This window comes from Bacillus sp. V5-8f (assembly GCF_002863565.1).
Lineage (GTDB): Bacteria > Bacillota > Bacilli > Bacillales > DSM-1321 > Peribacillus.
Window position 1 is genome coordinate 17723 of sequence record NZ_PGUW01000026.1, and the last position, 19807, is coordinate 37529.

Annotated in this window: 18 protein-coding genes and 1 pseudogene; 4 read left to right on the forward strand and 15 right to left on the reverse strand. The window is 33.5% G+C overall.

The features are described 5' to 3' along the window. Positions 1-147: 147 nt before the first annotated feature. Positions 148-363, forward strand: a complete 216-nt coding sequence (locus CUU64_RS20465; protein WP_101635528.1) for a hypothetical protein — start codon at positions 148-150, stop codon at positions 361-363. Positions 364-378: 15 nt separating this feature from the next. Here CUU64_RS20465 and CUU64_RS20470 read toward each other — a convergent pair whose 3' ends face one another. From CUU64_RS20470 to CUU64_RS20500, 6 genes are all read right to left on the reverse strand, one after another. After that, positions 379-645 carry a hypothetical protein gene (locus tag CUU64_RS20470; protein WP_101635529.1) on the reverse strand — a complete coding sequence of 89 codons (267 nt, stop codon included), beginning with the start codon at positions 643-645 and terminating at the stop codon, positions 379-381. A gap of 1580 nt (positions 646-2225) precedes the next feature. Next, complete coding sequence (locus CUU64_RS20480) at positions 2226-2564, reverse strand: helix-turn-helix domain-containing protein (protein ID WP_101635531.1); 339 nt, start codon at positions 2562-2564, stop codon at positions 2226-2228. Between the two features lie 745 nt (positions 2565-3309). Then, positions 3310-5928: a TrlF family AAA-like ATPase gene (locus CUU64_RS20485; RefSeq protein WP_257985613.1), complete on the reverse strand. Its 2619-nt coding sequence runs from the start codon at positions 5926-5928 to the stop codon at positions 3310-3312. A 147-nt stretch (positions 5929-6075) separates the two neighbouring features. After that, the gene (locus CUU64_RS20490) at positions 6076-6822 is read right to left on the reverse strand and encodes a hypothetical protein (protein ID WP_101635532.1); all 747 of its coding nucleotides are present in this window, start codon (positions 6820-6822) and stop codon (positions 6076-6078) included. Positions 6823-7255: 433 nt separating this feature from the next. Beyond that, positions 7256-7621 (reverse strand): LAGLIDADG family homing endonuclease, encoded by a 366-nt coding sequence (locus tag CUU64_RS20495; RefSeq protein ID WP_101635533.1) that lies wholly within the window; start codon positions 7619-7621, stop codon positions 7256-7258. Then, positions 7564-7962, reverse strand: a complete 399-nt coding sequence (locus tag CUU64_RS20500) for a hypothetical protein (protein WP_101635534.1) — start codon at positions 7960-7962, stop codon at positions 7564-7566. The genes CUU64_RS20495 and CUU64_RS20500 overlap by 58 nt, the downstream gene beginning before the upstream one ends. Positions 7963-8720: 758 nt before the next feature. On the opposite strand from CUU64_RS20500, the gene CUU64_RS23260 reads away from it, so the two are divergent. Next, entirely contained in the window at positions 8721-8981 is a 261-nt protein-coding gene (locus tag CUU64_RS23260; RefSeq protein WP_101635535.1) for a hypothetical protein, read from the forward strand. Positions 8982-9081: 100 nt separating this feature from the next. Here the strand turns inward: CUU64_RS23260 and CUU64_RS20510 are convergent. The 6 genes and pseudogenes from CUU64_RS20510 to CUU64_RS20525 form a co-directional block, all read right to left on the reverse strand. Then, a pseudogene (locus tag CUU64_RS20510) lies at positions 9082-9456 on the reverse strand (DUF1643 domain-containing protein); the annotation flags it as partial. A 12-nt stretch (positions 9457-9468) separates the two neighbouring features. Then, on the reverse strand, positions 9469-9594 hold the full coding sequence (locus CUU64_RS22825; protein WP_257985614.1) for a DUF1643 domain-containing protein: 126 nt from the start codon (positions 9592-9594) through the stop codon (positions 9469-9471). A gap of 1081 nt (positions 9595-10675) precedes the next feature. Then, positions 10676-11134 (reverse strand): hypothetical protein, encoded by a 459-nt coding sequence (locus CUU64_RS20515; protein ID WP_101635537.1) that lies wholly within the window; start codon positions 11132-11134, stop codon positions 10676-10678. Positions 11135-11337: 203 nt separating this feature from the next. Next, on the reverse strand, positions 11338-11475 hold the full coding sequence (locus CUU64_RS22255; protein ID WP_180954698.1) for a hypothetical protein: 138 nt from the start codon (positions 11473-11475) through the stop codon (positions 11338-11340). 541 nt (positions 11476-12016) lie between these two features. Beyond that, on the reverse strand, positions 12017-12883 hold the full coding sequence (locus CUU64_RS20520) for an ADP-ribosylglycohydrolase family protein (RefSeq protein WP_101635538.1): 867 nt from the start codon (positions 12881-12883) through the stop codon (positions 12017-12019). A gap of 276 nt (positions 12884-13159) precedes the next feature. Further along, positions 13160-13714 carry a hypothetical protein gene (locus CUU64_RS20525; RefSeq protein ID WP_101635539.1) on the reverse strand — a complete coding sequence of 185 codons (555 nt, stop codon included), beginning with the start codon at positions 13712-13714 and terminating at the stop codon, positions 13160-13162. A gap of 181 nt (positions 13715-13895) precedes the next feature. Between CUU64_RS20525 and CUU64_RS20530 the strand changes: the two genes are divergently transcribed. Both CUU64_RS20530 and CUU64_RS20535 read left to right on the forward strand, forming a co-directional pair. Beyond that, the gene (locus tag CUU64_RS20530) at positions 13896-14276 is read left to right on the forward strand and encodes a hypothetical protein (RefSeq protein WP_101635540.1); all 381 of its coding nucleotides are present in this window, start codon (positions 13896-13898) and stop codon (positions 14274-14276) included. Positions 14277-14310: 34 nt separating this feature from the next. Further along, positions 14311-15333: a uracil-DNA glycosylase family protein gene (locus tag CUU64_RS20535; RefSeq protein WP_101635541.1), complete on the forward strand. Its 1023-nt coding sequence runs from the start codon at positions 14311-14313 to the stop codon at positions 15331-15333. A 1119-nt stretch (positions 15334-16452) separates the two neighbouring features. On the opposite strand, the gene CUU64_RS20540 is transcribed toward CUU64_RS20535, so the two are convergent. The 3 genes from CUU64_RS20540 to CUU64_RS20550 all read right to left on the reverse strand — a co-directional run bounded on the left by CUU64_RS20540 (position 16453) and on the right by CUU64_RS20550 (position 19170). After that, a complete protein-coding gene (locus CUU64_RS20540; protein WP_101635542.1) occupies positions 16453-17085 on the reverse strand; it encodes a hypothetical protein in 633 nt (210 codons plus the stop codon). Between the two features lie 309 nt (positions 17086-17394). After that, a complete protein-coding gene (locus tag CUU64_RS20545; RefSeq protein WP_101635543.1) occupies positions 17395-18297 on the reverse strand; it encodes a hypothetical protein in 903 nt (300 codons plus the stop codon). 27 nt (positions 18298-18324) lie between these two features. Further along, on the reverse strand, positions 18325-19170 hold the full coding sequence (locus CUU64_RS20550; RefSeq protein WP_101635544.1) for an STAS domain-containing protein: 846 nt from the start codon (positions 19168-19170) through the stop codon (positions 18325-18327). Positions 19171-19807: the final 637 nt, after the last annotated feature.

Genomic DNA, 19807 nt, shown 5'->3' on the forward strand with positions numbered 1-19807 from the left:
TGTTTTTGAGAAACGCTTCTTCAAAGGCAAAACGATATTAAACGTCAATCTATTGTATACGAAATTCTTGTTATGATGGCTAATATACTATATGAGTTAAACTATAAGTAAAAAAATGAAAGTTTGTTTATATGAAAGGAGTCTAAGATGTATCGTTTAGGTCAATTTATCGCTCTTTTATGGATGCATAAGGAGTATACCGTCATTTACATGCCTCATAATACGTTAAAGTTCAACAAATCCCTTTCTGCATTTACTCTTAGCTATTTGCTGATAGGGATTCTACAGCATTTCTTCTCTTTTCTTGACTACAAGAAATCATATTCTTTAAGCTTTGAAAAATTAAAACAAATAGGTTGGTAAAAGCGCCACCCAACCTCAATTTTCATCACGGTATGCATAAGCCGCCATCAAGCTAAAAATACACATGATTATAAATAATATCCCGAATACATTCCTAAAGATCTTCCATGATAGGAAGTACCAGAAAAATTGCGGTGTATGTATTTCAATAGGGCCTAAGATACCTACTTCATTAATAAAGAAAATGGCAACTGATAACATGACACCAAAAAAGTATATCCCTATTGTAAAGAACACTGCTCCTACCAAACTTGCAAGAATAGCGTCAAAATAATCTCCCACAACAAATTGTCCCTCCTAATATAAATAACATTTCAACTATAGTTCTGTATATATCAACATCATTTAGCAAATGTGCTTCTTCTAACCAGCCCTTATAGAAACAAGACAAAACGGGTTGTTTTAATTATGGATATTTTTTCTTTGTTACTTTCTTCGAAGTTAATTCAGTACACCTGACATATATTGTCCCATTGCTATAATATATTACTGATTATTTTCAATGAGTAAATGAACATTACGAAAAACTCTTTCTAACTCGTCAATTGTAATTAAAGGTTTATTAACTACTTTCTTTTCACTATACAATGCTATCGGCAGCTCTATTTCGATTTATATTGAATATTCGTCAACTGTAAAGATGTATAAATTGATAAAATGTAGGCAGCAAAACTAAGAGATATTAGATGTTGGATAATTAGACAATTTAGGTGGTTTCAAGCTGTTCTATTAACTCTTCTAGCGGTCTCCCTTTACTCAGGGCCTCGCCAACATATTCTTTAGTATAAAACTTCAATGAATTCAGATTCACGATTTGCATATTTTTAATAACCTAAAAATCTGTCTATGCTTAATAATTAGATCATCGCTCTTTAATAGAAGATAATCCGCAATCTTTCCAGCCACTTCAACAAATTAGTAACATTTCTCTTTAGATACTTCTCCAAATAAAACTTAACATCATTATGAAAAACTCTAAAAAGCTTATCTTCTCCTATCACCACTGAATATAAATTTTGAAGTATTCTTTTCCACGCATTATAGTCCAAATCAGAATCCTATATATACTAGCTTTGGTATCAGGTCGTATTTTTTTGTCCAGTAGAGAGAGAACTCCAGCAAGTACATCATTTACATAGAAATATTTCTCAGGTAAATTCCCTAAAGTCGCTTTCCATATATAATCGTAGTAGGAGTTTACCCCACTAGGTAAGTTTTTACTAATTAAACAGTCTTCTAACTCCTCTACTGTATTGTACTGCAATTCTCGCCTTCAAAAATATCAAAAATTGTGGATAGTGTATTTCCTATAGCCTTTTCTTTTATAATTTTTATCGCTTGTTCTTCTTAATCTGAAGGTATTTTGACATCCTCACTTCGATAAAGCAGTCTAGTATCATCATCCTTTAATTCAGATACATTTATCTCCAAATCTAATTTACTACTAAACCAATCTTGATAAGATTTATATTCACTAATTGGCTGTCCATTAAAAAACATACTTCTTGAGGGACTGCTTCAGGTGGTATCAGTGTTTCTAAAAATGTGTTTCTTTCTCCTGTTCTAGCTGCCGCAATCTATTCCATCTATAGCTATATTGTTCTCTTGCCTAACTCATTTGCCAAAGCCACCAGTGTGAAAAGTCACCTATTAGCATCGCCTGATCTTCAAGATGAATCTTTCTTAAATAAAGGTAATTCCGGATGCCTCAAGCTTTTTTGTCTTTATAAAATTTTAAATCAATACTAGTAATTGGGTTAGAATATAAATTTTGTCCCGCTATAATATTAAAAACATTTACATTGAAATATACACATATCACTCACATACCGGCACACGATAACCCGTATGAACCATCATTCTTACTTGGCAATGTGTCCGGTAATGTGTGCGTTTTTTCTATGTATGTTTTGGGTCCTATCAAGACCATACTGTTTACTACCAAAAATACAAGAAAGGAAAATAGTAAATTGACACATGAATTTTTTTGACTGTCTCGTAAAATCTTTAAAATCCGATCCCACAACAATATACTTATTCCCAAAATTGTAGCTTCGCAATTTTCCTTTTCTGCACCAACGACGAACACTTTCTACGTGCATATGTACCATTTCTGCAATATCTTCCGCATGAAGAACAGCGTCATCTGGTACATTAAAAATACTGTGTAATGTTGGGGATGCCTGCTTTAAAATGTCCATCCTTATTACCACCTTCGCTGTTTTTTAACATTTTAGACACATTACATGACATTTATACGTTTACGGGTAATTAACCACAAACCCAAAATGACAATATAACATCATATATTTTTTTTAGTAGGAAAATACATCAGTATCTGCACAGTCAACTTCAAACCGATTAGAGACATTTTGTGGATTACAAATTATGAAACAATTTCAAGAGATGAAATACTACGCCAAGGATTAAAAACATTATCAGCACTTGTTACTAACAATATGGAAATCTCTATTGCTACAGAGAGATTGGCAATATTGTATTATTTTTTAACGCAGGAGAATCACTCTTCTTTAAAGAACTTTTACACATGTTCGCAGATTTTCATAGATATTTCATGCTAATTAAAGACAAAGCATTGAAGGACAATGTTCCCTCAGACTTAAAAGAAGAAATAAAGCTGTATACTAATTCTAATTTAGAAGTTTTTTGGAAAAAGAGGCCGTCAACATGAGGCTCAAACAATGATGTGTTACACTTGGACAGATTTAAATTATGCATAGTTGCGTTACCATATCATTCCGAATTAGACGGGTTCAAGTTTGTTGAAATGTTGGGGTAAGGTTATGGGGAAAATAAAATGGTAAAGAGTTTCTTTATGCAAGGATAATTAGGGTATGTATCTTTTTAATTCCACTTTAAGAACATACCCTTTATGTTTCTTATTTGTTTAGTTTTATTTTATCTCTATATAAATTTATTCTGTTATTATAAATTATATTTTGCTTTTCTCATTTGAAAGGCAACATTACCACCCTCCAAAGTATTAACTACAGCAGTTTTAACATTTGGATTATCAACGGATCCAATACAATTTTCCTCTATTGAACCTTGTCCGTCCACTTCTTGCATTACTACAATTAATTCGGAATCGCCGAATACAGGGATATTTGCATTATGCGTGGCAAAAATAAATTGTCTATTTAGCTTATAATCTCTTAAACCATCAACAAAATTGTTTGCTATATAAGAGTTATCTAAGTTATCTTCTGGCTGGTCGATTATCAACGGATCATGATTATCTAGCATTAAAATATTTAATATTGCTGTACACTGTTGTCCTTTAGATAGTTTATTAAGGGATTTAAAGGATTCTCCATCAGAACCTTCCCCTGAAGTGTTTAATTTTACATCTATCATATCTAGCATTGGAATTAATTCCAGTTCTAGTTTCTTTTCCAAAGGTAACTGCGCTAATATCTCTGCCCTCGTTTTTGTTATATTATATTCTTCCATAAGTTTTGTGCTTCCCTCATTTATATGTCTAATAAATAAGGGAAGTGAGAATTCATCTTGTTCTCTTATCCAGTTCAAACTTTTAGGACCTAATCCCTCAATGTTAGACAAGTATTCAATTAACTCTTCTCTATTTTTCCCTGCAGTAACTTCAACTTGCACTTTTCCTTTTAATTTACCTTTATTTATCTTTTTAATTGCCTTTCTCAATGCATCATATGACTCATCTTGATTTTTACTCAATTTCTCTAACAGAGTTCTTCTCTCTTGAACGATCCCTTTTAACTCGTCTTCTAATTTTGTTGATTCATTTATACTTGGTTTTATTCGTGCAATTTCCGATACCGTTTCTCTATATTCTAACGCAATTTCTGGTCCCGTTTTTCCGTTTAGACTATCTATAGACTTGATAGATTCTTTAATAGCGCCTTCTGAATCTCTTTTTATATCTTGCCAATCACAGTTAACTTCGTCTATTTTCCGAGCAGTTTCTTTAACAAGTTTTTCGTACATGTCTTTCAACTTGATAAGTTCCATGTTAAATTCTTTTATTATTTCTGTTATTTTTCGAAACTTATTGGCATTGGGAGTTTCTTTGATAAACTCGTTAGTAAATGGTGTATCCACTTCAACAAATTGTACAGAATGTTTCTTAATTACTTCTAAGGACTTTTTTATATACTCTTCCTCGGTTGATAAATGCTCGATAGTCCTAAGTTTATCAGCAATACCATTCTCTTTAAAAAATTTCACCTTTTCCTCAAGTTTTGGCAAAGAAGAAACCTTTTCAGAAATTTCAATCCTTTTCTGCGTTGCACCTATCAGAAATTTGGCATTTTGTTTTAAATCTTTTATAATATCTTCTCTTTCAGAAATTTTTATTGTTTGATTAGGAAGAAATCTACTTAAAATATTTAATTTGGCTTCCTCATTAGATACTAATTCAATGATCTCATTTTGTCCGAAGATTTCAACATGTGGTAGTATATCTGTAACAGTTAAATTTGAAACAGACCCATCACCATTTTCAATAACTACAGGATCCTCATATCTTTTAATTATTTTATATTTTTGTCCATAACGTTGGTTAGAGGTTATGTGTAGTTCTATTCTCCCGCTGTCTAAGCCTAAATTTGCTTTTATTAATTCTTTAAAGTATTTTTTTGAGTCTTGGCTTTTTGGTTCACAATCAAGAGCATACCGTATTAGTTCTAACAAAGTAGATTTACCTGTTCCTCTTCCACCAATAGTAGTGTTTAGGTTTCTAGATAAATCTACAGATAGTCCATCAAGATAACCCCCGAACACTTCTATTTTGTCTATACTACTATGATAACGGTCATTTTGTTCATATGAGAGTTTTACTCTAGCACTAGGGTCTTGAAAAGCCTCTTTAAAACAAGAGAAATTCAACTCTGACATTTTTACTAAACAATACGCGTTTTTCTCTAGTAAATCTTCAGGCTTACAAATATCTTTTGCATTAATGAATGCAAAAGGAGTCGTCTTTTTGTACATCGGTTCTTTATTTTTAATTATATTTATGTATTTAGGATCTATTTCGTCCAAATCAAAAGGTATTTGCGCTGCTTTTAGTCTGGAATCAGTCCAAATATGCTGCATCTGACCCATTTTTATTATTCCATTATCGCTTGTAATATGGGCAGCATACCAGAATCCATTAAACTCATCCTCAACAATTTTCGCCACTTTTAAGCATGAAATATGGCTTGGCATAACCCCATTTGTCACATCAGTTAAACCTAACCTACCCAAATACCTATTTAGTTGCTCGGGCGTAGTATTCTGAGAATAAAGACAAACTATATGAATTTTTTCTGCAGTTGCAATTTCAAATCCCGGAAATACTATAATATCGTTCTGGATTAATAAACTTCTGAGTTTTTCAGAGGTATCAATATTTCCATGGTCGGCAAGACCTACTACTTTAATGTCTTCTGATAGACAGTTTGCAAGTACTAATTGATTATACTCGTCTTCACATATTGTATGTTCCCCGCCCCTATATGTTACATAACTGTATGGATTAACTTGCAATGCACATTTGTAAAATTCTGCACACTTTTTCAATATTAGAACCCCCACCTTCCATTTTCTACATTTACAATTCCATTATATAACAAAAAAAGACAAGTAAATTACCTGTCCTTTGATTTGTATAAAAATTGTGGATTGTTAGTTACACATTGCATGTAATTTCCAAATTTGACTTCCATCTCATTCTGACATGTAGTCACGTATTCTTGTCCTCTCATTAACAACAGCTATCAAAGTATCTACACTAAAATCTTTTTTTGCCATTCGATCAATCACATCTGCTATAACTTGTTCTTCATAAATTTCCATTAGCGACTCAATAATCGTATCAATATGTATACTGTTATATGTTTCAATATGATCGCTTATTAATTGTGCCTCGTTATCAGTAAAGAGTAGTAAGTCATTTAGAGTTTCATTGGAATATCCTTGAGAAATTAGGATTTGAGATACTTTTCTATTCGTTTTAGTTTCAGCTATATAGTGTAACCAGTATAGCTGATTTTCTTTTAAGGTTGTAAGTAAGCGGAACTCTGACATAGTCCCATTATATAAACAATCGTGAATATTCTCTTTTATTGATTGTCTGTCAATTAATCCTTGTGTGGATGCAACCATATTTGCTTCCTTCAAATCTGTTCTTTGTTGTATGCTTTTTTCTTTAACATCTTTCCCTTGGTCTACAATTTTTTCTTTGTTTTCATTTCTGATTTTGTTTGCATTGGGATGTGTACATACATTCTTACCTGCTTGTTTAGGTAAATCCTCTTCAAATTTTTCCTGTATTCTCTCTACATCACTTAACGCTACATTTACCTTATCTGCTATTACTTGGATGGATTCTCCTTTTATTAATGATTTAATTACATCAATTGTTTTATTAACCATCATTGATACATTTTGGTCCAACTCTTTTTCACCCTTCATTTTTCAAACTACCAAACATTTTCCGATAACTTTAAATGTTTAAGCGGTACATCTTTACAGGGAATTTTTCAAAAATACATATTCTATTGATACACACTTATTGCTAGCTGTTTCCACTCTGAATTCCTTTTAAAACACATTGTCCTACTACATAAGAACTTGAATGTTGTATTCCAAGATTAATTGAAAGTTGCTTGTCTAAATAAATTTCAACCCTCTTAATGGGGTGATAGACATAGAAATCATCATATATCTGTAATTTTTTATTTGCCGGGCTACCGTCAGTTTTATACCCTCCGACCCAATGATGCGTGTTGAATATTTTATTTTTTCTTAGGGAAACTATTTGACCACATTTTAAACATAAAAGCATCATCTGATAAGCAATTTGAGAACTTGCTGTCGAATATTCTATTTGCTTATTTCTTTTATATCAGTCCCCTTCCAAATAAAATTGCAAGAACGGTATCAACTTTTTTGGCAAATTCATAATAAAGTCAGGAATCCGTTTATTGATTGCACCATTACCAAACAAATGCGCAAACAAGAATGCCAAATCAATCGAGTATGCTCTTAATCCAATCCCTTGAGTGCCATCCGATTTTGGATAAATTGCTGATTTCACTCCAAATTGTTCACTTAAATATTTAGCGAAATTTTTTAAAATATACTCTTCTTTTGTATGAGCGGATAATGAAATAAACCTTCCTTTATTTGATTTTAAAGAAGAAAATCCCTCTGCTAGATAAAAGCCGAGTAATGAAAGAAAGTCCCTGTTAGGTAATATTTTTCCAGGCACGTTCTTATATCTTGTATGTATATACATTCAGTATCCTCTATCAACTGAGGTACTGGCATCAAAATAAAATCCCTTGGCAATAATGATTTAATCTCAACCCACTTTGGAATCATTTCTTTTTCACGGCATGCCCATACTTTTTGATCACCGCTACAAATCAATGGCTGATTATATCTATGATAATCCAGTTTAACAGTTAAGCCACGGTGTTCTTTTTCCTTAACTTTTTCTACTTGTTGAAAAAATCCGTTTCCGCAATATACATCGTCTCCAAGGAGAACCTGATCAATTGATATCATGCCTTTTCCTTTTACATATATCAGCTGTCCTTCATGAATCATCGTTACACCTCTGAACATTATGGTTTGATCACATGCCTACCCATAAGTTCACAACTGTCTCGCTCAAATTCACAGACTTATTTTTTTTATTTTAAAAAAGCCCTCTAAATCAACGTTTTTATGCCCAAAATACGTAATTTACATTACCAACAAAGCTGGCAGAGTAAGGGTCAGTTTGGTACAAACCCTAAATAATTTATGTATCTTCAGGGCATCAATAAAAAATGCAAACCCATTTATTGGATTTGCAGACTTGTCGGTAACTATCGGAAGACAAAATTAGAAGATTTTCTTTCTACCTTTTATAAAACTGATTTGGTCACATTTTGGTCACATACTTAAAAGAATCAAAAATAACAAGACAAAACTAAAATACCATTCATTTGTACGAAACCCTTTATTATTAAGGAATTGCAATAACTTGACGTACTTAAACGATATTAGAAATAACGGTTCCCCTCTAACTTCAAAACCGCGTGAGAGGCGCGTGTCGTCTCTGGTGGGTTCGATTCCCACACGGTCCCGCCATATTAAGGTTTTCGATGTTTTTGTACATAACATGTTTGTACGGTCTTCACGGTAAAAATCGACAAAACCGATTAAATCCGATTTAAAAAACCCGAGTAGGACATTTACTCTTAGTCGCCTTTAAAATTCGTAGGGGGCTTTTTTAATGGAAAAAAAATTTCCGTAAGTACAAGCGTGGACAAAACAGTAAAAGAACAAAAACGGTTATTCAGGAATTTTCGTTTTTTGAAATGTTTGAACGGTTCATGACGGTTAAAAAGACAGAGGCACTCGCACCCAGAACTATTACTGATTACTACAATAACTTTGAGTATTTTAAAATGTATGTTGTTGAAGATTTATCCGCTAATGAGATTACTATGGACGTTTTCCGTGGGTTCATAGGTTATATGTTACACGAAAAGCAATGCCCGTTTACTTGTTGGCTGAAAAAAATAATCCAGGGTGTAGGCTATGTTTGCGTTTGGCTACCCTTACTAGTTTTTTTGTAACTTATTTGTGTAAACCCCTTCTCCGATATGGTGCGGGTGTTTTTTTTGTTATTGAGCGATTATAACATCCATAGAAAAAATAGTTACTTCTATGTTAAATTTACTGGTAGCTATAATCGATAAACTTAAAATCTTTTTTTAATCTTCTTGGGTGTCTTGGTAATTGCCAGCCACGTGAATCTGTAAAACATTTGATTTTCCCTTTATAACTAGTTAGCAGATTTAGTACGGCCTCGTTCCTTCGCATATATTTGTCATCTTTACCCCAACCAACAATTTTTAGTTCAGCATCTTTGACAGCTTTATTTATAAAATAATTATTTTCCTTTCCTACTGGTTCAGGAACCTTCTTAAGTTCTGAACTATCTGTAACCCTATAGGAAAATAAATTGACTATTTCCATTTGCCCAAAATCATTATCAACCGAAAAATTTAGACAGAAAGAAAATGTTGCATCGTTTTTTAACTGATCCGCTTTACTAGGGTTTTATAGAATAAAGGTAACTTTTGGCTTGTTTTCATCCCATATTCGTTTTAATGAATAACGGTATTGATGCGTTTCATCAAATATCGCTTCAGCTTTAATTGTAGCTACTTCTTTTTTAACTTGCATACATCCATCCCCCTTAACACAAATAGTTTTTCTATTTTGCTTTCTTATTTAATCTATAAACTTTTCCTTTATCATTTATTTATATAATTGTTAAATTTGAGAATAGTTCTCTGGCCACTTTTTTTCCGTCTGTGTTGTAGCAGAAGATCAATTTGTTCTAAATTTTTTAGAAGTACATTATTACTAACCATTTGTTCAGGTAATGTTTCAATCTATTCCGGGCAATACAATTTTCTCCCTTTCTCGGGAATGCTACACCATTCCATATCATTTCCATCGTCATCTTGCCACATTATATGGTGCTTATTATATGAAGACCAACCAGCCGGACCTAAAGTCTTGGTATATGGGGCAGTTCCTACATCTACTAAAATGAGTTTTTTATCAAGTGTTCTCTAAGTTTTTCTGTTCGTCTTTCATAAACTCCTGATTAAATAAATCTTCTTATTGGGAGAACAACATTGGACAGGCATAGTATATTTCCAAAAATTTCAAATTCTTCTCTATTTCACTCAATAAATGATGCTGTAACACCGCAGCAGTCTTACTCGGTACAGTTTTTAGTTGCGATCTAAAGTAACTCCCAGTGTAATAATGAGGTATATAGAATCTTCTTTTTTTTGCTACATAAGTCTTTTTTTCCACAACTTTAAACTGCAATCGATAAGCCAAGAATCTCGTTGATTTCGATTTACCTTCAATAAGTTTATAAAAAAATGGCAGGGCGAGGTCTTCTGATGTCCGGCTGTGACGAAGTGGTTAACGCATTCTTTGAACTTTTCGAAAAATTCTTCTGAAAAATTATCGTCCTGGTATTCTAATGATAATCAGTTGCTAACTCAAAAGTGTGATTTTCGTTCTGCTCTATAGGAGAAATCCATATAAATAATGGTGTATCTGACTTTTAATGCTGACAAGGGGCTGAATTTTTTTCAGTGCCTCTTTGTTCAGATTAATTGATTATGGCAGTGAGCCTGTACCTGTTGTTCCTTTCCTATGCTTCATCCATATTTGGTACGACTTTACGTTAGCTTTGAATCCTTATTCGGTTCCCTGCTTCTTCGTGCTTAAATTTTCATATTTACTGATTTGCTTCCAGAATATGATAAGCAATAGAAGCATGGGTAATTTTGGTTAATTCATTTCCTGTTTTTTGTCTATTTAAAGATCCCTCTACAATCAACCAGATTTGCACCTGCAACTTTTCAAACCTGACTCCCTCTGGATTTCTCCTTAATAAAAGAGCAGTTCTCCTAAGAAGACTTTCATTTGCAATGGTTGTCATGATTTCAATAAAAATAGACAGCAAGAATCGATTTATGTATATTTTGGGCCTATTACCCTCTAATGCGGGATGATTTACTACATGGTTTATGAGTTTTACATCAGCAATTCTGCCAGCCATTCCTTCATGCAGCGGACCTTCTTTTCTAATTTTAAAAAGTTCACTGATTTTAGTAGCAGTGGACCTTTTCCTCATGATATTGATAAAATTATTTTGTTTCGCCGCTGCAGCACATTTTGCTGCAACCGCATCCATATTAGAGCCGACGAGAAATTCTGTATAAAAAAGGATTTTCCTTAGTTAGATTACTCTCATTTTCATCGCATTTCTCAATGGAATCGTGAAGTTTATTTAACGACCTTAATGCTATATCATCCACTTCAGGATCTTTAGTCTCTTTATACACTTCGTATGCTCTTTTTATCAGTGTGTCGATATTTTACATTCTTGAACTTCCATCATCCTTCATTCATGTTAGGAATCACTTCATTGAGTTCCAATTTCTGTTTGACTTTTTCAAGTTTAAAGTTGATTACCTTTTCATTGTATATCTCTAAAAGTATTGCTTCATCATCCGTGTAGTTTGCATCAACCACTGTAAATGGCTCTCCATTAAAATACACAAGTGAACCATTTTGATTTCTCCTATGACAGCTTTTGAATGTACAATAACCGTTTTTGTCATAATACTGCCCGGCACTTTACAATCTGTTAGGTATACAAAAAATCACTATGAAAATTCTACCTCTAGTTCTGCTTGTGAACGTAACTCTTCAAGTTGTCTTCTGTAAATTGTGGCTCTATCCCCTGAAAAACTAGGTTCATATGCTCAATCATTGTTGCCAGCCAATTGATTTCATGAAAAAAATGATAGTCGGCGCTCCAAGGTGAATCAGCCTTTTGGCGCGATTATACCTGTTCTCCACCTGCCGCCAAACCAAACGATTTCCGGTCAAACCTGCTGTCTTCATCAGAAAAAGTAATCCTGAATAAGTAAATATTGTTCTTTATTCGGTCCATGACGGCCATTTTTTCTTCATATGATTCTTGATTTCCCGTTATTTGCAGGAGCTGAGCCACATCAGTTTGTAGGTGTATTAAATAACTAGATTGATTGTTTCGTAATAATTCTGTGTCTTATTCGCGAATTTCATTTAAAATAATTGAAAGCTGTGTCAGTAGCTCTCTATCTATTAATTGGTTAACATATCTTCTAGGAAGACTATTAAAGCCAACTTCCATTCCTTTCAGCCCGCCTGCGATAGCTGCAATTGTATCGCTGTCTTCCCCCATGTTAATAGCGCCAACGACAACTTCCTCAAACGTTTTACTGTTCATTAACCAATAAAGCACCCATTTCATGGTATGAACAACATATCCATCTGGGGGGCAATCCGGTTGCTTGTCAAAAGAAGATTCGTAAATTGTATTATTTGTTTCGGAAAGAATAGCTGTCTTTATATCCTCACCTTTAAGGATCTGTCTAGCGATATTATTATAGATGACACAAGCCACTGCAGCTGATTCATCATAATGTGTCATTTTCGAATGGAGAATAGATAGTTTTTTGATTTTCTTTTTATCTGAGTAGGCTAAGGCAATTGGCAGGCATCTCATCAAACTGCCGTTACCAGCACTTTTCCCACCCAGGAATTGATGAGTATTTTGTGCCGATTGGAACCAGTCACCTTCGTAGTTTTCCAGTACATTTCTAATTGTAATTCCGATATCCTTTGGGTTTGTTTTTGACCATTTCAAAAACTCTTTGCCGATTTCTTCAATATGATTTTGGGAATTAGCGATAATACCTTTTGCAACCGCAATGGTCATAGCGGTATCATCAGTCGTTTCACCGGGCAAGACGTCCCAGTAACCACCTCCAATAATTTCAGTTAGTGTTCCATATTTTTCTTTTACTTCATCCCTGCTCATAAACTCTGTTGTGGCTCCAAGTGCATCACCAATTGCGACTCCGAACAATCCGCCTTTTATTTTATCCAGCATTGTTTCGCCCCCTGTTTTCTCACAGTCTGCAGCATTCTGTGTTGGATTAATAATTTAACTGCCTGCTCACATTGCTTTTCTATTCACGGCTGAACTTATTTAAAAGTCTTTCCGTTACGTTTTGCTGGCTTTCTTTTATGAATTCTTGCATTATTATTTCTTTCAGATCAACCAAAAGTTTTAAAGCTAACTCGATGATTAGCCTTTTCTGTGCCAACAAGTGGATATCGTCTAGAATCACTAAATAACGTTGTAAAAGGTTCAGAAACGATTTGTTTAACCTTTTGAAGAAAGCAGCTTTTCAACCGTGGTCCAATCAAAATAGAATCGGCTGCAATCATATTCACCTTCACGATCATCAATCCAGCGGCCATGAATGAAATTAATATAGAAATGATAAGTTCCGTTAGAATCAGCAGTTTTCGGACCCACCCAATCCATTAGGTCTCGCTGATTCACAACAAGGATATGCAGCTTGGAGACAAAATCCTTCACAACAAAAAGATAAAGCTCATATTTGTTAACCAGGTCTTCATTCATCGTAATCCATCCAGAAGGATACCCTTCTTTTTCCCGAAAAGATTTGCTAGTTCGAATAAGTATTCGATTTATCGTTTGTTTCCCATTCGAAATCGTTAACTTTCCATATTCGCGGCTGCCATTCGTAAACTCTAAGAGAGGATTTATAGAAAGCAACTCATTTTTAATAAAATCACGCACTTCATTAATGGTAACTTTATCCTCCCCATGTGGGGTTGTTACCTGTCTCCCCTCAACTTGTTGTCTTAATTCTTCAATCTCTTCCCGTAAGCCTTCTACTTCATTTTTCAAAGCACCGATTAGAGATAAAAGCTTTAATTATTGGGTGAAAAGTGATGTATATTTTTCGTTTAAACGCATTAATGTTTTCTACAAAATCCAAAATTTTTTTAAAAAATTTCTGTATAACGGGTGAAATAGACACCCGAAAACCGATAAAAAATAAGAAAACCAATATACAGGAGTGTTGTTTATGAGTTCAAAACTGAAGGAAGGTTCGGTGGTGCAGAGTAACAAGTTTGTTAATGGGATTTTCGAGGACGGATGTCTTCTTGTTGGTGATTACATTGAAAATAGTATTTCAGGTTTTTCAAATGGAATTCGAGACAACAACATTTTAAGGGCAGATAAAAAATACGTGATAGTATATGCCTGGGAGGTGCACCCGCAATTTATTAATGGCAGAAAAGTAACATTTTACGAAAATAAATTTATTGCTAAAGAACTGCAAGAAGATGAAACTTTTATGGAAAACGGAGAGGAAATAACCTTTTCAACATCTGGGGTTTATAGAGGTTCAATCCGTGAATCAGATATTAACATTTTAAAAGTTATGAGAAAGGTTTTTATTTAAATAAATCAAGTAAACGTTAAGGGGGAAAAATAATATGAGAACCGGAGTTTGTCCAGAATGTGGGAGTAAAATGATAGAAGATGCATTCGAAGAGATTAAAGAGCTTGCCAATGGATCTATACAATTGGACCCCGTGTATCCAGCATGGGTTTGCAGTAGTTTTTGTGGATACTATGAGAAAATAGATGAGCATTCAGATCATGCAGGAGAATCCAAAGGGAACCGCGTTACAGAAAAATTGAAAAAATTGAATTTTGACCAGTTGCTCAAGCTTTCCAATGTGGAAGCTAGCAGTTATTCATTTGATAAGTATCGGAAAAATGGAAAGAAACATATAATAGAAGGTTTTTGTACTTCATGTGAGAAGAAAGAGTACAATTATTCAAAAAAATCTCCTGAGTTTAGGCTGTCCACCATTTCACATGGAACACATACAAACGATTTTATAGATGCGCTGAAAACAAATAAGCCTGATGTATCCTCTTGGCACGAGGAAGCGGTCATGTTTATTTTTGAATCTCCGAGCGGAGTGGATAAGAAATATACATCTATTACATATAATGATGTGGCTAAAAAGCCAACACATGAATGGTACTGGATCCATAATGATAAAGAATATGCTGAATTTCCACAGTTTTTTGAGAGAGGAAAGCACTATGGCAGATTGGTACATAGTATGATAAATACCTTTAAATTAAAAAATGCTTATGTTACTAACTTAGTTAAATGCGGGCTAAATAACGAAAAGGGTGAATTTAGAGGGATCGACCATTTTTCTTCTGAGTGCATCAATAACTGTTTCGAAAACTTTTTAAAGCAGGAAATAAATATTGTTCAGCCTAAAGTGATCTTTTCTTTTAGTAAAAGTGTAAAGAGATGGGTTGAAAAACTTGCCCCCGGCTTGCCTGTTTATTATTTACCCCATCCGGCAGGACGAGAAAAGAATAAGGTCCGTAAATTATTTTACTTTTGGGAGCTAACGCAGGGACTTTATGATACAGGGATATTAAGTGAAGAAGAAGTAAGCAATCTTGCCTTAAAATACATTAATGCTTAAAAAAGCGTTGAAACTTTTAATACATTAATATGAGATTATCCTATAACGCGATCTAACCAAAAGTACCTTACAAGCATTGCAAGGTGCTTTTGGTATCTCTCTTTTAGATAAACTTAAAATAATAGAAACACTTGCCATAATAGGTACTGATGCAACTAAAATTATTGATTCATTAGACTTTAAATATCAAAATAAAGCAAAAACAGAAATTCAACAATTAAAACACAGCACGAAACCCAATCTGCACAAATAAAATTAATTAATCTTATTTTCTTTAGTTTGTTGCATGTTGTTCCTTGCTTTTTCAACTAAAGCGCGCTGTGGTTGAACAACCCATTATATATCTAAAAATACCAGAAATAACTTACCCACTAACTTATGATTTTGAGTTAGACCTTAACATAAGAGCTTTCCGTTCCGATTTTAAAGGTCCTCTGCTTTTTCAGTATCTAACACTGGCTGGAACAAAACTGTTTTCTATAATACTAGCGGTAATTCCGCAGTTTGTTCCATTTTGCGTCTTTGCTTTGTACAAATCCCCCAATAATTGATTTTGCCGATTTGAAATTGATTCAGAAGCTAAAGCAAAAGGGTTGAATTTTATGGTTCAATTACAAGAGTTAGATTACTCTTTAAATCGAATTCAAGTAAATCAAGTCGAGCATTTCTATAAATTAAATTAATGTAACCTACTGGCTAAAAAACAAGCTGCAAAGCCATTTAGTAAATTTTTCCTATTTGACAAAAAGGGGGATTAAATATCAAATACTAGATTCAGTTTATATTGAAAATTAGTGAAGGTAATTCCAGCATTGTTCTTCAAGTTACTGGAATTATTTGGATTTCAGACTGTCTTTTGGCAGGTGCTTTACTTACCTTATTCCACTAAACACGGCTGGTAAATATAATGTGATAGTATATAAATACACCTTTGTTAAGTGAGACCTTTCTAACAGTCACATTTAACAAAGGTGTATTTTTTTATATGTTACTCTTTTAATTTTCTACATCTTCGAATTCATTCACATTCATGTTAACTAAACCTTTTTCTCCTGAAAAGAAAGTATATGTTGTATATTTAGAGACGAATTGTGGTGGTGTATTGTCTACGACAATAATTTAATTATTGGAGCTTAGTTCAATCAATATATTATATATTTCTTCGTACATCTCAGGGTCGTTTATTCGTTCTTCGCCCTGCTCTTGTTCTTGATGGTATTCAGGCTTTATAGTTCCTAAATATTTACTTAAAGAGTCTAATAACAGTAATCCAGGATGCCCAACTGCGTATCCCTTATTTCTGTTAGATAGTATTGCTGCCAAATAAGATATTTGCATACACTCTAAAAGACCACCGCTTTCATGATCAAACACACTGGCTCCATCGTGGTAAGGAATATATTTATTTTCATCAATAAACGTATCCTGAGTTACATTATATTTTAATCTTTTCATATAACTTTTATATTTCTGATTAAGAAACGAGAAAATTTTCTGCTTTTTATCATCTTTTATTTTCAACGCCTTTAATTCTTTATGTACTCTCTCTATTTCCTTATCCAATTCCTCAATTAGTTTGTTCTTCTCATCTATTTTACGATGTACTCTAATACTACATTCATTTATTATTTCCTTATCTTTATTGAAGTTATTAATGATACTATTTATACTGTCAATTTGGGAAAGAAAAGGAACTGAGGTTTGTTTGGAAAATTCAATAATTGCAGTTTTGCTTATCGTTGTACATTTCACGATATAGATACTGTTTCACACGTTCCGTATATTTCAATGGAAGTTTTTTTACGCCCCGTTCTACTTCCGAGAGAGTGGAAATACTCATACCAAGAATAGGAGCTAATTCAATTAATTTAAAGCCATCATATACCCGCTTCAAACGTAGTTGCTTATGTAGTGGTAATTCATCAGGGAATATGAGAACATCCTTGTTTTTTCCATTGCCCTAAGAAGGGAATCCATTTCTTCTTGATTAGCGGTTCCTTTCTTCTATAAAGACAAAAAAAGCTGCGAATCGGATTCATAGCTTTTTTTGTCTTTATTTAGTTATTTAGCGAATTCTTCTTTTCTCTCCAACAGCTCCTTTTCTAAATTGAGCCAAGCTTTTTCTGCTGATAACGGAACCAAAACATTATCTTTATAGGAACGCTTATTATGGTTTATAAACTCTTCCTTTATATCTTCTAGACTAAGATTTAATTCTTCACTCAACGTTTCAATATATGCCAAGATACCTGGAGCCAAAAACGCTGATTCTAACCGAAATGGAGGATATTCTTTCATTAACTCAGGGTGTGTAGTTGCGTTTGTTGCTCCGTTAATATCTAAGAAGCAAACTTCCAAATAGAACAAAAGAGAATGTTTGAGTTTTCCCTCTTGCTTTAATAAATCACCCATATCCATTCGAACATTACGATATAGACCAAATTTCATTTCACTTGCTCTTTCCATAGCCACTCGATTTAACATACCCCATGCGATGTCGTAAGGGTAAGGAGAACCAGAACCGGTTTTTGAATGCTCTTCTTCCAAAGTTGTTCCATATTTGTTGAAAAAATCTTCAATCCATTTGTCTTTGTAATATTTGGTTCTCTCTTTTTCATATTCAGGAAGCTGCTCTTCTTTTAGTATCATTTTCCTCTTAGATTCATGGTGAGTACGAACCAGCAAAGTGTTTTGGCAACTAGGACACTTTCTTTTCCTGGTCACTTCTTTTTCGAATTGATGTGCGCAGTGCGGACATAACCATTTATCGAAAGCTTCATAGTGTGCTTTATATTTATCATCTTGAATAGGCTTGCTAATAACGGCTTTATTCGGCTTTGTTGTAGTTGGTTGGTTAAACTTGTTAGGTATTTGATTTTCTGCTTGGTTATTAACTGCTTTAGGTTCCTCTGGTTGAGATTCATTATTTTTCAAAATATCTTTGAAGAACCTCAAAATTTTCACATTGATATCCCCTTTTATTTTCGATTGTTAAAACCGATTCTTCATGTTTTCTATGGCTTTCATGACATTTGCATATGTCTCAATCATTGAAAAATCGATGCCACCGTTAATAACTTGTGTTGCTAAATCAGGGCGAATGCCAGTAAAAACTACATGTATTCCTAACAAACGAAGAATATCATGAACCCTAAACAAATGGCTTGCAACGTTTGTATCGATGGTCACAATACCAGAGAAATCAATAATAAGATACTTAATATTTAATCGAGGAATATCAGGTAAAACCTTATTCAAGAAATATTCAACCCTATAAGAATCTACTTCTCCAATCAATGGGAGAATAGCAATCCCGTCTTGAATTGGAACAATTGGAGCTGATAATTCATTGATGGCTTTTTGCTGTTTGTTTATTTCTCTTTCTCTTTTATCGAGCACAGTATCTTTTTCACGTTCGAAGGCAAGTATTGTTTCTGTAACACTGATGTCAAGCATATGACTAACTGTTTTATTTAAAGTCACTGTATCTTCTACGGAAAGCTTATGTTCTATTGCAATTTTAGTCATTTGTTCTATAAAGCCTAAACGAATAGAAGGATAGCGTCCTATCATTCCTGAAATATTTCCTTTTAGAGCTGCTTGTCGCTCTCCGTTTTCTTTGCTCATTTCTATAAAACGCTGTGGCACTCTATCTTCACCTAACGTAATAGCTTCAGCCAATAGTTCTATAAATTCAATATAAACATCATAATAATACTTTTTCTCTGCTTCGGGAAAATCGACACCTAATCTTCGAAGAATATCATCAACGATTTTTTTAGCTAATGTTTCAGAGTTATCAGTTAAGTATTTTGCTACCATCAAAAGGGAATTCATTTTGCCACGTCCTTGTCTCTATGTTAATTTTCATGGTTATTTGAATGGAATTAAGCTTGTTATCTTTAATGTAACTTTTTAAGTGTAGGTAGTCTATAGTTGATTACTTAATCACATAAAAAAAGAGGCAAAAGCCTCCTTGTACATTTCTATTGTCCATTTTCTTCTTTAGAATTCATTTTTTCTAACTCTTTTTTCACAAATTCCGTCATTTCTTCTGAGGTTTCTCCTAAAATCCATAAGAAGCCCTGAGGATGCATTAACGAAATATCAGCAACAGTTTATAGAAAAGTTTTGTAACATCTATTTAAAGCATCATTATTGAAATCATTATACAAATAGTGGTAGCTCATTCTAATTTATTGCTGCTATACAACTGATATAACAAAGGTGAACAAAGCTGTTCACCTTTTTTTATTTTAATGTGGATTCTTCTTTTACTAAATTAATCCTTCCATAAACAGGCTGTACTCCCTGAATAAAGTTTCTTAGCATGAATAAATTAACAAATTTAATGCTTAGTTAAACCACTTATGAAATTAAATTACTCATCAAAATGATCCTTGGCATCTACCTTTCTTGTCATATCGTATTTGCCCAATGCTTTGATTGGGTTGGGAGAAAGTCCTACCTTTAC